This is a genomic window from Streptomyces sp. NPDC058289 (genome assembly GCF_042880975.1).
In the GTDB taxonomy this organism is placed as follows: domain Bacteria; phylum Actinomycetota; class Actinomycetes; order Streptomycetales; family Streptomycetaceae; genus Streptomyces; species Streptomyces stoeckheimensis.
In genome coordinates this window covers 37095-51683 of record NZ_JBHVYI010000063.1, presented here as the reverse complement: position 1 = coordinate 51683, position 14589 = coordinate 37095, and the positions used below count along the sequence as shown (strand labels likewise).

Below are 14589 nucleotides of genomic sequence, written 5' to 3'. Positions count from 1 at the left end.
CCGCGGTCCCGGCCACGGGGGGTCTGGCCCCGGCCGTGGGTCGCGTGGATCATGAGGGGGTGCCGGAGCGATGGGGCCCCGGCGCGCGCCACCGAGCCCAGGGGGTCCATGTGCCGTCCGTGCCGTCCGTGCAGTCCGCGTCGTCCGTCGAGCCGAGTTACGCGTCCGGGGCCGGCGAGGTGCCGCTGCTGGGCGACACCATCGGCGAGAACCTGGACCGCACCGTCCGCAGGTTCCCCGGCCGTGACGCCCTCGTCGACATGGCCTCCGGGCGCCGGTGGACGTACGCGGAGTTCGCCGCTGAGGTGGACGCCCTCGCGCTCGGCCTGCTGGACCTCGGGATCGTCAAGGGGGACCGGGTCGGCATCTGGGCACCCAATCGCCCCGAGTGGACGATGGTGCAGTACGCCACCGCCAGGATCGGCGCGGTCCTCGTCACCGTGAACCCGGCCTACCGGTCCCACGAGCTGGAGTACGTCCTGCGCCAGTCCGGTATCCGGCTGCTGGTGGCGGCGGACCGGTTCAAGACCTCCGACTACGCGGCCATGATCGAGGAGGTCGGGCCGCGGTGCCCGGACCTGGAGTTCATCGCCCTGCTCGACGGTCCGCTCTGGAACTCCCTCCCGGAACGCGGCCGCCGCGCCGACCGGGCCGAACTGCTGCGCGCCCAGTCCGCGCTGAGCCCCGACGACCCGGTCAACATCCAATACACCTCTGGGACGACCGGCTTCCCCAAAGGTGCGACCCTCTCGCACCACAACATCCTCAACAATGCCTACTTCGTGGGCGAGTTGTGCCACTACACGGAGCTGGACCGGGTCTGCATCCCGGTGCCCTTCTACCACTGCTTCGGCATGGTCATGGGGAACCTCGCCTGCACCAGCCACGGCGCTGCCATGGTCATCCCCGCGCCCGCCTTCGACCCGGGGGCCACCCTGGCCGCCGTCCAGGCGGAGGCCTGCACCTCCCTCTACGGGGTCCCCACCATGTTCATCGCCGAGCTGGCCCACCCGGACTTCGAGACCTACGACCTCTCCAGCCTGCGCACGGGCATCATGGCGGGCTCGCCCTGTCCGGTCGAGGTGATGAAGGAGGTCATCGACCGGATGGGCATGCGCGAGGTGTCCATCTGCTACGGCATGACGGAGACCTCGCCGGTCTCCACCCAGACCCGCGTGGACGACTCCGTGGAGCGCCGCGTCTCGACCGTGGGCCGGGTCGGACCGCATCTGGAGGTCAAGGTGGTCGACCCGGCCACCGGCCGTACCGTCCCGCGCGGCGAACCGGGCGAACTGTGCACCCGGGGCTACTCCGTCATGCTCGGCTACTGGGACCAGCCCGAGCGCACCGCCGAGGCCGTCGACGCGGCCCGCTGGATGCACACCGGAGACCTCGCCGTCATGGACGGGGACGGGTACCTGAGCATCACCGGCCGGATCAAGGACATGGTGATCCGAGGCGGAGAGAACCTGTACCCGCGCGAGATCGAGGAGTTCCTGCACGCCCACCCCGACGTCATGGACGTCCAGGTCATCGGCGTGCCCGACCCGAAGTACGGGGAGGAGCTCATGGCGTGGGTGCGGATGCGCGAGGGCGCCGAGCCGCTGACCGCGGCGGCCGTGCGCGCGTACTGCGAGGGCCGGCTGGCCCACTTCAAGATCCCGCGCTACGTCCACGTCGTGGAGGAGTTCCCCATGACGGTGACGGGCAAGATCCGCAAGATCGAGATGCGGGAGACCGCGGCCCGGCTGCTGGGCCTTCCCTCCTGACGCAGGCGCACCGGCGACCGGCCCGCCCGGTGCCCCGTACCGCCACCGTCGCTGCGGTACGGGACACCGGGCGGGCGGAGCCCGCACCCGCTCAGCGGGCCGCCCCGGCGCCCTTCCCCGCGACCGTGTTGCTCGTGACCGCGCCGTCGGCGCCGGCCAGGGTCACGGCGTGCCGGACCCCGTCGGAGCCGAGGACCACCACGCGCCAGGCGCTCCCGCCGCCCTCCTGGGCGATCACGCGCAGCGCCTCGGCCTTGCCGCCGGGCACGGCGGCCTCCGCCTTCTCCAGGGCCTGGGCCGCCGGCAGCGCGGGCAGCGGTACGGGGGCCCGGCCGGGCCCGTCCACGACGAACCCCTCCTCGCCGTCGGTCGTCCCGGGCCGCCCCGGTCCGTCCGGCGGGAAGGCACCCCGCTCGCCCTTCTGACCCCGCAGGCCGGGCTTGCCGGGCTCGCCCGGCTTCCCCGGGCGCGCGGGCAGCGGAGCCGTCATACCGCCGCCTTCCCGCTCGACGTCGAACCGGTCCCACATCCGCTCCGCGCGCGTGCGGCGGACATCGTGCTCGTGGTCCGTCACGGCCACCGCCGCCGCCCCCGCTCCGGCGGACGCCACCACCACGAGCCCGAGCGCCACCCAGCGTCCCCGGCCCTCACGGGCGAACCGGGTGAAGCGGGCGATCCGGGCGCCGCGCCCCGCCGCCTTGCCGGCCGGGGCGAGGTTGCCCTCGCCCTCGCCGCCACCCTCCCCGGGAACAGCGGCCGGGGGGAATTGGGGCGGCTGCGGACTGGACTGAGTCATCTGAAAGCTCCTCGCGTTCTCCGGGCCACGTGCCCGGCTCGGCCGATCCTGCGAGCAGGATGCTGAAGCCCCGCTGAAGCGAGCTGAAGAACCCTTCAGCAAGCCGGCGGCGCGACCTGAGAACCTTGCCCCATGCGCGTACTGGTGGTCGAGGACGAGCGGCGGCTGGCCGCCGCCCTGCAACGTGGTCTGCGGGCCGAGGGCTTCACTGTGGACACGGCACACGACGGCCCGCAAGGCCTGTGGATGGCCGGCGAACACGACTACGACGCCATCGTGCTCGACATCATGCTGCCCGGCCTGAACGGCTACCGGGTCTGCGCCAGGCTGCGCGCGGCCGGCTGCGAGTCCGGCATCCTCATGCTCACCGCCAAGGACGGCGAGTACGACGAGGCGGAGGCGCTGGACACCGGAGCCGACGACTTCCTCTCCAAGCCCTTCTCCTACGTGGTCCTCGTGGCCCGCCTGCGGGCCCTGATCCGGCGCACCGGCCGCCGCAGCCCGCAGGTCATGGAGTTCGGCGACCTCCTCGTCGACCCGGCCCGGCAGCGCTGCACGCGCGGCGGCGTCGAAGCCCGGCTGACCGCGCGCGAGTTCGCCGTCCTGCTGCACCTGGCGCGCCGGGCCGGCGAGGTCGTACCCAAGCGGGACATCCTCGACCACGTCTGGGACACCGCCTACGAAGGGGACCTCAACGTCGTGGAGGTCCACGTCAGCGCCCTGCGCCGGAAGATAGACGCGCCCTTCGGCCGGGCAGCGGTGGAGACCGTCCGGGGCGCCGGATACCGGCTGGCGGCCGACGGTGGCTGAGCCCGACGAGAACCGGGACCGGCCCCACGAGGACCGGGACCGGCCCGGCGAGGATCGGGGCCGGCCCGGCGAGGACCGTGACCGGCCGCGCGTGGCGGCGTACGGCCCGCGCGCGGTGGCGTACCGGCTGCGCGAGTTCCCGTACCGGCTGCGCCGGGCCGCGGCCCGGCTTCGCCCTCGGTCGGTCCGGGCTCAGGCCACCCTCGGGGCCTCCGCGGTGGTGGCGCTGGCCCTCGGCGTGGCCTCCTTCGCCCTGCTCGGGGCTCTGGAGACCAACATGACCAGGAGCGCCCAGGCCGACGCCGAACAGCATGCCGTCAGGGTGGCCGCGCTGGCCGCGACCGGCCGGCTGGACCCCGTGCCGCCCCCGGGCCGCGGCACGGACTTCGTCCAGGTCGTCGACGCGCAGGGCCGCGTCATCGCGGCCAGCCCCAACCTCCGCGGCCGCCCCGCCCTCGTCCCCGAACCACCCGTCGCACCCGGCACGGTCCGCGACACCTGGAAGGGCGGCCGGGTCCGCCAGGAGCACCGCCAGCGCGTCGTGCAGGTCACCACCGTCACCGCGAAGGGCCTGGTCACCGTCTACGCGGGGACCTCGCTGCGGGACGCCGACACCGCCGACGAGACCATCATGGCGGTGCTGGCCTTCGTGGTCCCGCTGCTCGTCCTGGTCGTGGCCCTGATCACCTGGCGGGTCACCGGCTGGGCCCTGCGTCCCGTGGAGGCGATCCGTGCCGAGGTCGCCGAGATCGGCGACCGCGAACTGCACCGCCGGGTGCCCGTTCCGGCCACCCGCGACGAGGTGGCCCGGCTCGCCGTCACCATGAACGCCACCCTGGACCGGCTGGAGGCCGCCGGCATCCGCCAGCGCCGCTTCATCGCGGACGCCTCGCACGAACTGCGCAGCCCGATCACGGTGCTCCGGACCCAGCTGGAGGTCGCGCAGGCCCACCCGGATCCCGAGCTGTGGGGCGAGCTGGTCAGCGGCGCGCTGGAGGACACCGTACGGCTCCAGGACCTGGCGGCCGACCTGCTCCTGCTGGCCCGGCTCGACACCTCGGAGCCGCCGCCGGCCGCCGCCGTCGACCTCACGGAGGTGGTCCGCGAAGCGGCCCGTACGCGCAGGGGCGAGCGGGTGCCCGTCCGGGCAGACATCGCCCCCGGGATCGCGGTCCGCGGCAGCACGATCTGGCTGTCGCGGCTCGTCACCAACCTGCTGGACAACGCCGGCCGCCACGCCGAACAGCACGTCACCGTCGCCCTGCGCGTGGACGAGTCCCGGGGCGAGGCCGTCCTCGAAGTGACCGACGACGGCGCGGGCATCGCGCCCGCCGAGCGCGAACGGGTCTTCGAACGCTTCACCCGGCTCGACGACGCCCGCGCCCGCGACGAGGGCGGCACCGGCCTGGGCCTGGCCATCGCCCGCGACATCGCCCTGCGCCTCGGGGGCACCCTCGCCGTCCGGGACTCCCCGAAGGGGGCCCGCCTGGTCGCCACGCTCCCGCTGGCTCCCTGACCGTGCCCGGGATCCCGACGGTGCCCGCTCAGCAGACCGGCCGGCGTCCCGCGTCCCGTGCGGCCTCCTCCTCCGCCGCAACGGGCGCGGGCACCCCCGGTACCGGATCGGGCGGGGTCAGCAGCAGGCCTTCGCGGCCCGGGGGGTCGAAGAGCGGAGCGGGTTTCACGGAGACCCGGCCCGTGGAGACGGCCTCCAGGGTGCCGAGGGCCGAGACGTACGCCGGGAAGCTGTCCGTGTCCCGCCGGTGGCGGGCCGGCTCCCGGTAGTCACCGAGGGCCGGGTAGCCGTCCTGCCCGGTGAGCGTGTACGAGGTGGTCACGACCCGGTACGAGGCCTCCGGCCGCAGCGGAGCACCGTCGACGAGCACGTCGCCCGGGGCCACCCGGTCCCCGACGGGCCCCGCCGCGTCGAAGGAGTACCGGACGTTGTCCGACACCGCGAGCGGGGCGTACGTGAGCACGCCGGAGGCGTCCAGCGCCCACTGTTGCTCCAGGGCGTCGTGGAGCCTGCGCCCGCTCACCTCGGCGCTGACCAGGGGGCACCCGTAGCCGACGGCCCGCCAAGCCCGCTCGAAGCTGACCGGGTCGTCCAGGGCGGCACCGGCGAGCAGGTCGGTGTTGATCACGCTGCGGCCCACGCGCGGGGCGACCGCGATGAGCGCCAGGTCCGCGCCGGAGCGCGCGGGCCGGGGGCTGGTGTCGAAGGAGTCGGGCGCCTGACGGGCGGCCCACAGCGCCCAGTCGGCGACGAGGTTGCCCATGGTGGACTCCCCGGCCGGGGAGAGCCGGCGGCGGAAGGAGGCGCGCTGGCGTCCGATGACGCCCGCCCCGTGCCGCTGCGCGGAGACGGTCCAGTGGTCGACGACCTCCTTGAGCACCGGATCGGGGTCCACGTCACGGGTGTTGGGGTGGTTGACGGAGCTGGTGAGGGCGCGGACGACCGTACCGTTGCCGGGGTCGAGCCGCAGGGTGATCTCGCCGATGATCTGCCCGTGGCAGCCGGCCTCGACGAAGGGCCTCGGCCGTCCGTCGGGACCCGGGAGCATCATGTTGAAGGCGCAGTGCCAGTGGCCGGTCACGATCGCGTCGATGTCCGGGGACACGCGCAGCGCCAGCTCGTAGGCCGGACCGCTGGGTTCGCTGCCGGAATCGAAGTCGCTGCCCGCCACCGCCCCGTCGTGCATGCTCAGCACGATGGCGCCCACCCCGAGTGCCTTGAGCCGGGCGGCGCAGAGGTTGGCGGAGGCGAGCTGGTCCAGCGTGGTCAGGCCGGGCTGGAAGGAGTTCCCGAAGGTCTCGGTGCCGACGGCCGTCAGGTGGATGAACCCGATGGGCAGCCGCTGCCCGCCCGGCGCGTCCACGTACTCGATGTTGTACGGCGGGAGCACCGTCTCCCCGCTCGCCGCGGACACGGCGTTGGCGCTGTAGTAGCGGAAGTCGGCGCCGTGGAAAGGGGCGCCGCCCGAGTCCGGGAACGCGTTGGTCAGCCCCGCTCCCTCATAGGGGACCCCCTGCTCCATGTGCCGGCGCAGGAAGCCGGGCGTGCGGTCGAACTCGTGGTTGCCGGCGGTCGCGAAGTCCAGGCCGAGCCGGTTCAGTGCCTCGATGGTCGGCTCGTCGGCGAGGGTGAAGGCGGGGAACTCCCAGCCGGAGAACAGGTCGCCCGGCGCGAAGAAGAAGGAGTTGGCCCGTCCGGCCCGCAACCGGGCCAGATGGGTGGCCATGTAGGCGACCCCGCCGACCGCGTACGTACGGCCGCCCGCGCCGGTGATGACGGAATCCCGGGCCGGGGGAGCGGAGAGGTAGCCGTGCAGGTCGGTGATGTGCAGTAGCTGTACGTCCACGTACCCGGCCGCGCTCGCGGCGTCCTGCGCCGCGCCGGTGGCGACCGCCGCGGCGCCGGTGAGCGCCTTGACGCCGAAGGCCCCGGCGGCTCCGGCGGCCCGGGCCAGGAACCGGCGCCGGCCGAACCGCTCCATCAGCGCCGCCCCCGATCCGCCGGCGGGTCAACTCCCGCACGCTCGGAAGCAGTCTGTACGCGCCCGATGACCGTCCGTGGCGCGGCATTCGTCACCGGGGCGAAATTCCGGGGAACTTCACCCCGGTGACGAACGCCCCTCCTCCGGGACCCTTGCAGACCCGGCTCCCGGCGTGAGCCGGGGGCGTGCAAGGCCTTTCCTCCGCGCTCCGTCGGGATCAGGCCGTTCTGGCCCCCGTGCCCGCTCCGGACCCCCGTCCCCGGGTGCCCCGCGCGCCCGTTCCCGCCGGTCGGCGACGAAGGCCGGTTCTCGTTACTCCGCGCTCCGGGCTCGGATGTACTCCCTCACTCGACCATCCAACCACTCGACGAGGGTTCCCCCGGGACGCACCGCGGCCCCGCTCCGCCATGCCGCGGAGCGGCGCCGTCCGGCGGGGAACGCCGCTGTTCGACGACGACGTGAAGGAGCTGCACGTGGCTGAGGAGACGGCAGGGAGCACCCAGGGCAAACCGGTGGCACCAGGTGATCGGGCGCCCGCCGACCCACCCGAGTTCACGTTCGCCCACGGCGCCCACCAGGAGGCCATGGAGCAGCTCTCGCTCCGGGAGATGGCCGCACGGCTGCCCGCCGCCCTCGCGCAGACCGCGCGGATGGCCTGGCGCCTCGACCCCGCCTCCGCGACCCTGCTGCTGGCGGGCCAGATCCTCGCCGGGGTCTGTACGGCAGCCTCCCTCGGGGCCGTCGCCGAAGCGATGGGCCCGCTCCTGACCGGCGGTGGCGCGGGCGAGCGCATCGCGGACGCCGCCCGGCCGCTGGCCGTCGCCGCCGTCGCGGCCGGGGTCGGTACGACGGCCCAGATCGTCGCCGGCGGCGCGGCCCGCCGGCTCACCCCGCGCCTGGCCACGACGGCCGACCTGGACATGGTCGACGCCCACATGGACGTGGAGGTATCCGCCTACGACGAGCCCGCCTTCTCCGACCGCTCGGAGGCGGCCGAGATCGGCGCGGCCCGGTCCTCCATGCTCGTCAAGGACGCGATGGCCTTCACCAACGGCCTGGTCAACCTGGTGGCGGTGGCCGGGGTCCTCGCCGTCGTCCACCCCGTCCTGATGCCGCTGCTCCTGCTCTCCGTCGTCCCGCGCGGCGCGGGCGCCGTCTTCGCCGCCCGCCTGGACTACGCCCTCCACAACGAGACGATCGCCTCCCGCAACGTCCGCGGGATGATGCGCTGGTACCTCACCACCCACAAGCTCGGCGACGAGCTGCGCTGCAATTCCATGCGTCCCCACGCGCACGCCTGGTACGCCGCGGTCTGCGCCCGCATCGACGCCAAACTCGTCGGCTCCGCCCCGCGCCACCTGCGGGTCTCGCTCCTCGCCGCGGCCCTCGGCGGCCTCTTCCAGCTCGGAACCTGGGCCGCGCTGGCCGCCCTGGTCCTGGCCGGCTCCATGGCCCTGGCGGCAGCCGGCACCGCCATCGTCGCCATGCGGACCTCGGCCTCCGCCCTGTCCAGCCTGGTGGTCTACGGCGCCGCCATGTTCCAGCACGCCCTCTACCTCGAGGACTACCGCCTCTTCCTGGAGCAGGCCCGCGAACTGGCCGTCACCCGGGGCCGCGTGGAGGCGGGGCCGCCGGAGAAGGTCAGCCTGGAGAACGCCTCGTACACCTACCCGGGCAAGGACACTCCGGCGCTCGGCCCGGTCAGCCTGTCGCTCTCCCGCGGTGAGATCATCGCCGTCGTCGGCGAGAACGGCGCCGGGAAGTCCACCCTCATCCGGCTGTTGACCGGCCTCACGGTCCCGAGCGACGGGGAGGCGTACTGGGACGGCACCCCCACCCGCGCGCACGACCAGCGCACCCTGTGGACCCACGTCGGGCTGGTCGCCCAGTCCTACGCGCAGTGGCCGTTCACGGTGCGCGACAACATCACCCTGGGGCAACCCGACGCGCGGGGTGAGGACGCCGTGTGGGACGCGCTCGACGCGGTCGGCATGCGCGAGGCGGTCCAGGGCTACCCGCACGGACTCGACACGCTCCTGGCCCGCTCGCTGTGGGGCGGCCACGAACTCTCCGGGGGGCAGTGGCAGCGCCTGGCGTGCGCCCGCGCCTTCCACCGCCGGCCCCGGCTGCTGATCATGGACGAGCCCACCTCGGCGATGGACGCCCGCGGGGAACACCAGATCTTCACCGGCCTGCAGGGGATGAAGGAGGACCGGATCACCATGATCGTCACCCACCGGATGGAGAACTGCCGCCTGGCCGACCGGATCATCGTCCTGGACAAGGGCCGGGTCATCGAGACCGGTACGTTCGCCGAACTGACCGCCCTCGACGGCACGTTCGCCGAGCTGTACGGGCTCTCCCAGGACCGCTGACCGTGCGCCCCGCTCCGGACGACCGGAGCGGGGCCCTGCACCGCCGCGGCTATGGAGCGGCGTAGCGGGCCAGGAAGAGGTCGACCCCCGAGGCGACGACGCGGGTCAGCTCCGCCGGGTCGGTCTCGGTGCCGGGCGCGAAGGTGTGCGCCAGTTGGGGGACGCCGACGGTGGCGGCGACGAGCTGCCGGACGGCGAGCTCGGGGTCCGCGACGTGGAGCCTTCCGCACCGGTCGAGTTCGCTGAAGGCCTCGACGAGGGGCCCGTTGTACATGTCGTACGTGACCCGGTACCAGAGCCGGCCCAGCTGGGGGAAGCGGCCGGTCTCCCCGATCACCAGGCGGCGCAGCGTCATGATGTCGGGGCGCAGCAGGAGCGTGGCCCAGCCACCGGTGAGGGCGATCAGGGCGGCGCGCAGATCGGCGGCTTCCACCAGGGCGGAGCCGTCCGGTTCGAGGCCGGCGTAGGTCTCGCGCAGGATGCCGCCGATGACGGCGAGGAACAGTCGCTCCTTGGTGCCGAAATGCTTGTAGAGCGTCGCCTTGGAGACCCCCGAGCGGCTGGTGATCGCGTCCATGGAGGCGCCCGCGTACCCCTCGGCGAGGAACTCCGCGGCGGCCGCGTCGACGATCGCCCGGCGCTTGCGCCGGACGGCGTCGGAGGACGCGGGGATGACCGGGATGCCATAGGCGTCGGTGGTGTTCGCCGTTTCGGCTTCCATGGGGGAGTCCTTCGTACCTGCGGGGTGGCGTGGGGGAGGTGAGTGCCGGGGCCAGTCTAGGAACCGAACCGTTCGGTACGCACCGCGTGCCCGGCCCCGGCACCGGCCCGGGTCAGCCCTGCGCCGCGCCGCCCTTCTTGACGGCCTCGGTGATGTCGGCCGTGTCGGCGGCCGAGGGGACCGCGATGTCCTTCGCCACGCCGAAGGACAGGAAGTCGATGTTGACGGTGACGTTTCCGAAGACCTGGTTCAGCCGCGAGGGCATGCCCTTGTCGTCGACCCAGACGTCCGAGACGAGCTCGGTCGCACCGCCCCCGCCCACTGCGCCGAAGACCGCCTTGGCGTCGCCCATCTTGTCCACCGGAATCGTGGCCCGGTAGTGGACGGAGCTCTTGCCGTTGACGTCCTCCCGGCCGACCTCGGTGATGTTGCCGGCCCACTTGAGCGACTTCAGTCCGGCCGTCGGGTCGTTGTTGCCCGCGCTCATCCCGGCGGCGCCCTGCGCGCCCAGCACGGCCGAGGCCTCGATCTTCAGCCAGGTCTTGCCCGCGAAGGGGCCGCTCGGCGCCGGATCGATGCCGTAGTAGTACGCCCCCTGGACGAGCCGGTACGTGATCGTGCCGTCGGCGACCAGGTCCTGCATCTGGAGGTCCGCGGCCGGCATCTCGGCTTCCATCGCGAGGCCGTTGCCCCAGGAGTAGGTGCCGTTCACCTGGACCGGCTTGCCGCCCGTGTCGGGCATCGTCACGTTCATCTCGATCTCGGCCGAGCCCGCCTTGGAGGCCTCGTCCGAGGCCTTCGTGAGCCTCGCGACCAGCGTCTCCGCCGAGTCCGCCGCCTTCTTGCCCACCGAGGCCCCGGCCGTACAGCCGCTCAGGCCCGCCGTCACGATCACGGCCGCCGCGATGCTCGTGGTGACTGCTGCTGCCTTCATTCCCCACCCCTTGCTCCGTTGTCGTCCCCGCCCCCCGGACAGGACCCGGTCGCCCCAACGCTTGCACAACTCCCGGACGGGGAGCGAAGAATTCGGGCCCCACCGCCCCGTCGCGATGTCCCCCGGAAGGCTCCCCGAGAGGCCACCCGAAAACTCGCGGCGCCCGTCCGAGCAGCCCGTATATCCTGCCTGGCATGCTGCGACTCGAACGCCTGCGGGCCGATCACGAAGACGCCCTGCTGGCCTTCGAGCGGGACAACCGGGCGTACTTCGCCCGCTCCGTACCGGACCGCGGGGACGCGTACTTCGCGGAGTTCGCCGACCGACACCGCGCCCTGCTCGCGGAACAGGACACGGGCGCGTGCCGCTTCCACGTGGTGCTGGACGGTGCGGGGGAGCTGATCGGACGCGTCAACCTGGTGGACCTGGCGGACGGCGCCGCCGACCTCGGCTACCGGATCGGCGAAGGGGCGGCGGGCCGCGGCGCGGCCACCGCGGCCGTACGGGAGGTCTGCCGGATCGCCGCCACGGAGTACGGGCTCGGCGTCCTCACCGCGTCCGCGGCCCTGGACAACCCGGCATCGGCGGCGGTGCTCCGGCGGACCGGGTTCACGGTGGTGGGGGAGACCGTGCTGGACGGCTGCCCCGGGCTGACCTACCGGCGGGCACTCACGGCAGAGGACTGACCGGTCCGGCCCGGCCGCCGGCCCTCTGCCCCTCCGGCCCGCTGCCCCTCCGGCCCTCCGCCCCGCCCCGACGGGGCGACAGCCCCGGGTCTGGTGCGTACGGGTGACGGCCCGCCAGGGACCCGTCACCCCATCGGTGGCCCCGGCGCGCGCGCACGGCGTTGATCACCGAGTGTGTTGATCACCGGCAGCGCGCGCTGCCCGTCGGCCCCCGCACTGAGGAGTCCCCGGCCCCATGGCTGTCGCCGCCGTCCTCTCCGTCTTGTGCGCCGCCCTCGTCGCGATGGGCGCCGCGAAGCTCGGCCACCACGTGGCACGCAACCGCACGATGCCGGACGTGGGTCCCGCCGTCGGCACCGCCGCGGGAGTGGTCTTCTCCTTCTTCATCCTCACCCTGGCCTTCCTGATGGTGAGTTCCGCCCAGGAGCTGGCCGTCGCGCGCAAGGGCAACTACGCGGAAGCCGGCGCGCTGATAGACCTCTACCTCGCCGCCGACCGGATGCCGGCCGCCACCAAGGCCGAGGTGCGCGGCCACTCCGAGAAGTACGCCCACATGGTCATCGACCGCGAGTGGCCCAGGATGCGCGAGGGCGAGACCGACGAGGAGACCTGGGCCATGGCCTACGGGCTCTACCAACTGGTCGCCAAGGCCCCCGCGGAGACCCCGCCGAAGGCAGTCGACGACGCGCGGGACGCGGTCACCCGGCTGCTCGCACAGCGCCGCGTCCGGGTGGCGGACATCCAGGGCGGGCTGCCGGCCATCATGGTGGTCACCCTGATCGGCGCGGCCGTCCTCTCGGTGGCCTTCTTGGTCCTGATCGGCTGGCCCAAGGGCCTGCGCGGGGTCCTCGGCATCGCCGCGCTCGGCGGCATCTGCGGGTACGGCGTCTGGCTGGTCCTCCAGCTCAACCACGCCTACGCCTCGGGCGTCCACATCGAGCCCGCCGCCTTCCACGAGGCACTGCGCCGGATGGCCTTCGTGACCGCCCACGGCATCTGAGACACCCCGCTTCCCCCCCTCCCGCTTCCCCCCTCCCGCTTCCCCTTTCCCCCACGTAAGGGTTCCCCATGTTCCGTCCCGGAGTCGCCCGCGCCCTGGTCGCAGGCACCCTCCTCGGCCTGCTCCCCGCGGGCCCCGCGGCCGCGCACGAAGCGCCGTACGATCCGGACGCCGCGCGGCCGGCACCGTACGTCGCCCCCGAGCGGGTGCGCCGCGAGATCAGCGCGGACGAGCGGCTGAGCCTCGGTGAGGACCACGCCGAGGAGCACGCCCGGACCCGCCTCGCGCTGCGGGACGCCGCCGACTACCCCGACACCACCCGCCGCGCCCGCCTGAAGGCCCTCACCGAGTCCCAGGCCGAGGCCAACGCCGGGCTGGCGCCGGAGAAGTACGGCGTGTTCAAGGAGTACTTCGACTCGCCGGACTTCGCCGCCCACATCGCGCTGCTGCCCACCGGCAAGGTGCTGCTCTTCTCCTTCGAGCGGATCGAGACCAACCCCACCAAGGAACCCGCCCCCACCAACATCATCGGCGCCACCAACGCCGGCCGCGCCTTCCTCTGGGACCCGGCCAAGGGCACCGGCGCGGCGGCGTTCACCAAGGTCACCCCGCCGGTGGTCGACATGCCCGACGGGACCGACTCGCCGCGCCCCGCACCGTTCTTCTGCTCCGGCCACTCCTTCCTGCCCAACGGCATGCTCGGGGTCTTCGGCGGCAACCTCGGCTCCAACGGAGGCAGCGGCGCCAAGCTCTCGCTGGTCTTCGACCCGTGGACGGAGACCTGGAGCCGCAACCAGGACATGGCCACCGGGCGCTGGTACCCCTCCGTGGTGACCGCCGCGGACGGCCGCCAGCTCATCATGTCCGGCCAGTCCGAGCTGGGCTGGGGCACCCCGACCCCGCTCGTGGAGCGCTTCCCCGCCCTCGCGCACCCCGTGCCCCGGGAGAAGACGGACGTCCCGCGCGACGTCCCGGTCGGCCCGTTCAAGGCGAAGGCCCCCTTCACCCGCGATTACCCCCATCTCTTCTCGCTCCGCGACGGCCTGGTCTACGGGCTCGGCCGGGTCCACGACGAACAGTGGGCCTTCGACCCCGTCAAGGAGACCCGCACCGACCTGCCGCCCCGTCCCGACGGCAGCATGCGGCTGTACGGGGGAGCCGTGCCGCTGCCCGGCGGGTACGAGGGCCCCAAGGCGGCCCTGATCATCGGCGGGGACCGCACCGACCCGAACACGTACAAGCTGTCCGGAGGCCGCTGGACCGTCGACAAGCCCCGTGCCTTCGGCCGCACCCAGGACAACACCCTGCTGATGCCGAACGGAACGCTGCTGACGGCGGGCGGCGGATACGACATCCGCGACTACGGGAACGGGGTCCTGAACCCCAACGCCGATCTGAAGTACCGGCAGTTCGAGATGCGCGACGGGCAGGGGAACTGGAAGCTCGGCCCCGCCCAGCGGCTTCCCCGCGGCTACCACTCCAATGCCGTGGTCCTGCCCGACGGCCGGGTCGTGGTCACCGGCGACGAGCTCCAGCAGCTCGCCAACGACGCCGACATCACCGACGGGATGAACGGCACCATCGAGATCTACGAGCCCTCCTACCTCCACCAGGGGGCCAGGCCCGCCCTCGGCAAGGTGCCCGCCGGCCCCGTCGGCCACGACACCCGCTTCGAGGTCACCACGCGCACCCCCGACCAGGTCGAGCGGGCCGTACTGCTGGCGCCCACCACCGCCACGCACGCGGTCAACACCAGCCAGCGCCACGTGGAACTGCGGATCAAGCGGCGCGCAGGCGACACCCTCACCCTGCAGGCCCCGCCGACCGCCGCCGCCGCGCCGCCCGGCTACTACATGCTCTTCCTCCTCGACGCCAAGGGAGTGCCCAGCGTCGCCCAGTGGATCAAGCTCGACTCCGGAGTGCCCGCGGCGCCGCTGCGCTGAACCCGGCCGATCTCCGGCGTTCTCTCCCTCCCTCCCTCCCTCCCTCCCTCCCCGTCCC

Annotated in this window: 11 protein-coding genes; 7 read left to right on the top strand and 4 right to left on the bottom strand. The window is 73.4% G+C overall.

Annotated elements, in window-relative coordinates:
• Nucleotides 1-128 precede the first annotated feature (128 nt).
• Nucleotides 129-1769 carry an AMP-binding protein gene (locus tag ACFVX6_RS28115; RefSeq protein WP_389696043.1) on the top strand — a complete coding sequence of 547 codons (1641 nt, stop codon included), beginning with the start codon at nt 129-131 and terminating at the stop codon, nt 1767-1769.
• A gap of 91 nt (nt 1770-1860) precedes the next feature.
• Here ACFVX6_RS28115 and ACFVX6_RS28110 read toward each other — a convergent pair whose 3' ends face one another.
• Nucleotides 1861-2565, bottom strand: coding sequence for a PepSY domain-containing protein (locus tag ACFVX6_RS28110; RefSeq protein ID WP_389696042.1), 705 nt, complete (start codon nt 2563-2565; stop codon nt 1861-1863).
• Between the two features lie 132 nt (nt 2566-2697).
• On the opposite strand from ACFVX6_RS28110, the gene ACFVX6_RS28105 reads away from it, so the two are divergent.
• The gene (locus tag ACFVX6_RS28105; RefSeq protein ID WP_389696040.1) at nt 2698-3375 is read left to right on the top strand and encodes a response regulator transcription factor; all 678 of its coding nucleotides are present in this window, start codon (nt 2698-2700) and stop codon (nt 3373-3375) included.
• Nucleotides 3376-3523: 148 nt separating this feature from the next.
• Nucleotides 3524-4891, top strand: coding sequence for a sensor histidine kinase (locus ACFVX6_RS28100; protein ID WP_389696057.1), 1368 nt, complete (start codon nt 3524-3526; stop codon nt 4889-4891).
• 28 nt (nt 4892-4919) lie between these two features.
• Here ACFVX6_RS28100 and ACFVX6_RS28095 read toward each other — a convergent pair whose 3' ends face one another.
• A complete protein-coding gene (locus tag ACFVX6_RS28095) occupies nt 4920-6872 on the bottom strand; it encodes a bifunctional metallophosphatase/5'-nucleotidase (RefSeq protein ID WP_389696038.1) in 1953 nt (650 codons plus the stop codon).
• A gap of 473 nt (nt 6873-7345) precedes the next feature.
• Between ACFVX6_RS28095 and ACFVX6_RS28090 the strand changes: the two genes are divergently transcribed.
• Nucleotides 7346-9247, top strand: a complete 1902-nt coding sequence (locus ACFVX6_RS28090) for an ATP-binding cassette domain-containing protein (protein WP_389696036.1) — start codon at nt 7346-7348, stop codon at nt 9245-9247.
• Between the two features lie 49 nt (nt 9248-9296).
• Here ACFVX6_RS28090 and ACFVX6_RS28085 read toward each other — a convergent pair whose 3' ends face one another.
• Together ACFVX6_RS28085 and ACFVX6_RS28080 are read right to left on the bottom strand one after the other, a co-directional pair.
• Nucleotides 9297-9968, bottom strand: coding sequence for a TetR/AcrR family transcriptional regulator (locus ACFVX6_RS28085; RefSeq protein ID WP_389696035.1), 672 nt, complete (start codon nt 9966-9968; stop codon nt 9297-9299).
• A 112-nt stretch (nt 9969-10080) separates the two neighbouring features.
• Nucleotides 10081-10902, bottom strand: coding sequence for a hypothetical protein (locus ACFVX6_RS28080; protein WP_389696033.1), 822 nt, complete (start codon nt 10900-10902; stop codon nt 10081-10083).
• Nucleotides 10903-11096: 194 nt separating this feature from the next.
• Here ACFVX6_RS28080 and ACFVX6_RS28075 point away from each other — a divergent pair, with 194 nt between their 5' ends.
• The 3 genes from ACFVX6_RS28075 (at nt 11097) to ACFVX6_RS28065 (ending at nt 14531) form a co-directional block, all read left to right on the top strand.
• Nucleotides 11097-11588: a GNAT family N-acetyltransferase gene (locus tag ACFVX6_RS28075; protein WP_389696031.1), complete on the top strand. Its 492-nt coding sequence runs from the start codon at nt 11097-11099 to the stop codon at nt 11586-11588.
• A gap of 235 nt (nt 11589-11823) precedes the next feature.
• Entirely contained in the window at nt 11824-12588 is a 765-nt protein-coding gene (locus tag ACFVX6_RS28070; protein ID WP_389696029.1) for a hypothetical protein, read from the top strand.
• Between the two features lie 68 nt (nt 12589-12656).
• Complete coding sequence (locus ACFVX6_RS28065; RefSeq protein ID WP_389696027.1) at nt 12657-14531, top strand: galactose oxidase-like domain-containing protein; 1875 nt, start codon at nt 12657-12659, stop codon at nt 14529-14531.
• The last annotated feature ends 58 nt before the right edge of the window (nt 14532-14589 follow it).

What these genes read in the sequence shown, in the direction of transcription:
- ACFVX6_RS28110 (WP_389696042.1), bottom strand. Translation starts at nt 2,565, where the DNA reads ATGACTCAGTCCAGTCCGCAGCCGCCCCAATTCCCCCCGGCCGCTGTT.
- ACFVX6_RS28065 (WP_389696027.1), top strand. Translation starts at nt 12,657, where the DNA reads ATGTTCCGTCCCGGAGTCGCCCGCGCCCTGGTCGCAGGCACCCTCCTC.
- ACFVX6_RS28105 (WP_389696040.1), top strand. Translation starts at nt 2,698, where the DNA reads ATGCGCGTACTGGTGGTCGAGGACGAGCGGCGGCTGGCCGCCGCCCTG.
- ACFVX6_RS28080 (WP_389696033.1), bottom strand. Translation starts at nt 10,902, where the DNA reads ATGAAGGCAGCAGCAGTCACCACGAGCATCGCGGCGGCCGTGATCGTG.
- ACFVX6_RS28070 (WP_389696029.1), top strand. Translation starts at nt 11,824, where the DNA reads ATGGCTGTCGCCGCCGTCCTCTCCGTCTTGTGCGCCGCCCTCGTCGCG.
- ACFVX6_RS28095 (WP_389696038.1), bottom strand. Translation starts at nt 6,872, where the DNA reads ATGGAGCGGTTCGGCCGGCGCCGGTTCCTGGCCCGGGCCGCCGGAGCC.
- ACFVX6_RS28075 (WP_389696031.1), top strand. Translation starts at nt 11,097, where the DNA reads ATGCTGCGACTCGAACGCCTGCGGGCCGATCACGAAGACGCCCTGCTG.
- ACFVX6_RS28085 (WP_389696035.1), bottom strand. Translation starts at nt 9,968, where the DNA reads ATGGAAGCCGAAACGGCGAACACCACCGACGCCTATGGCATCCCGGTC.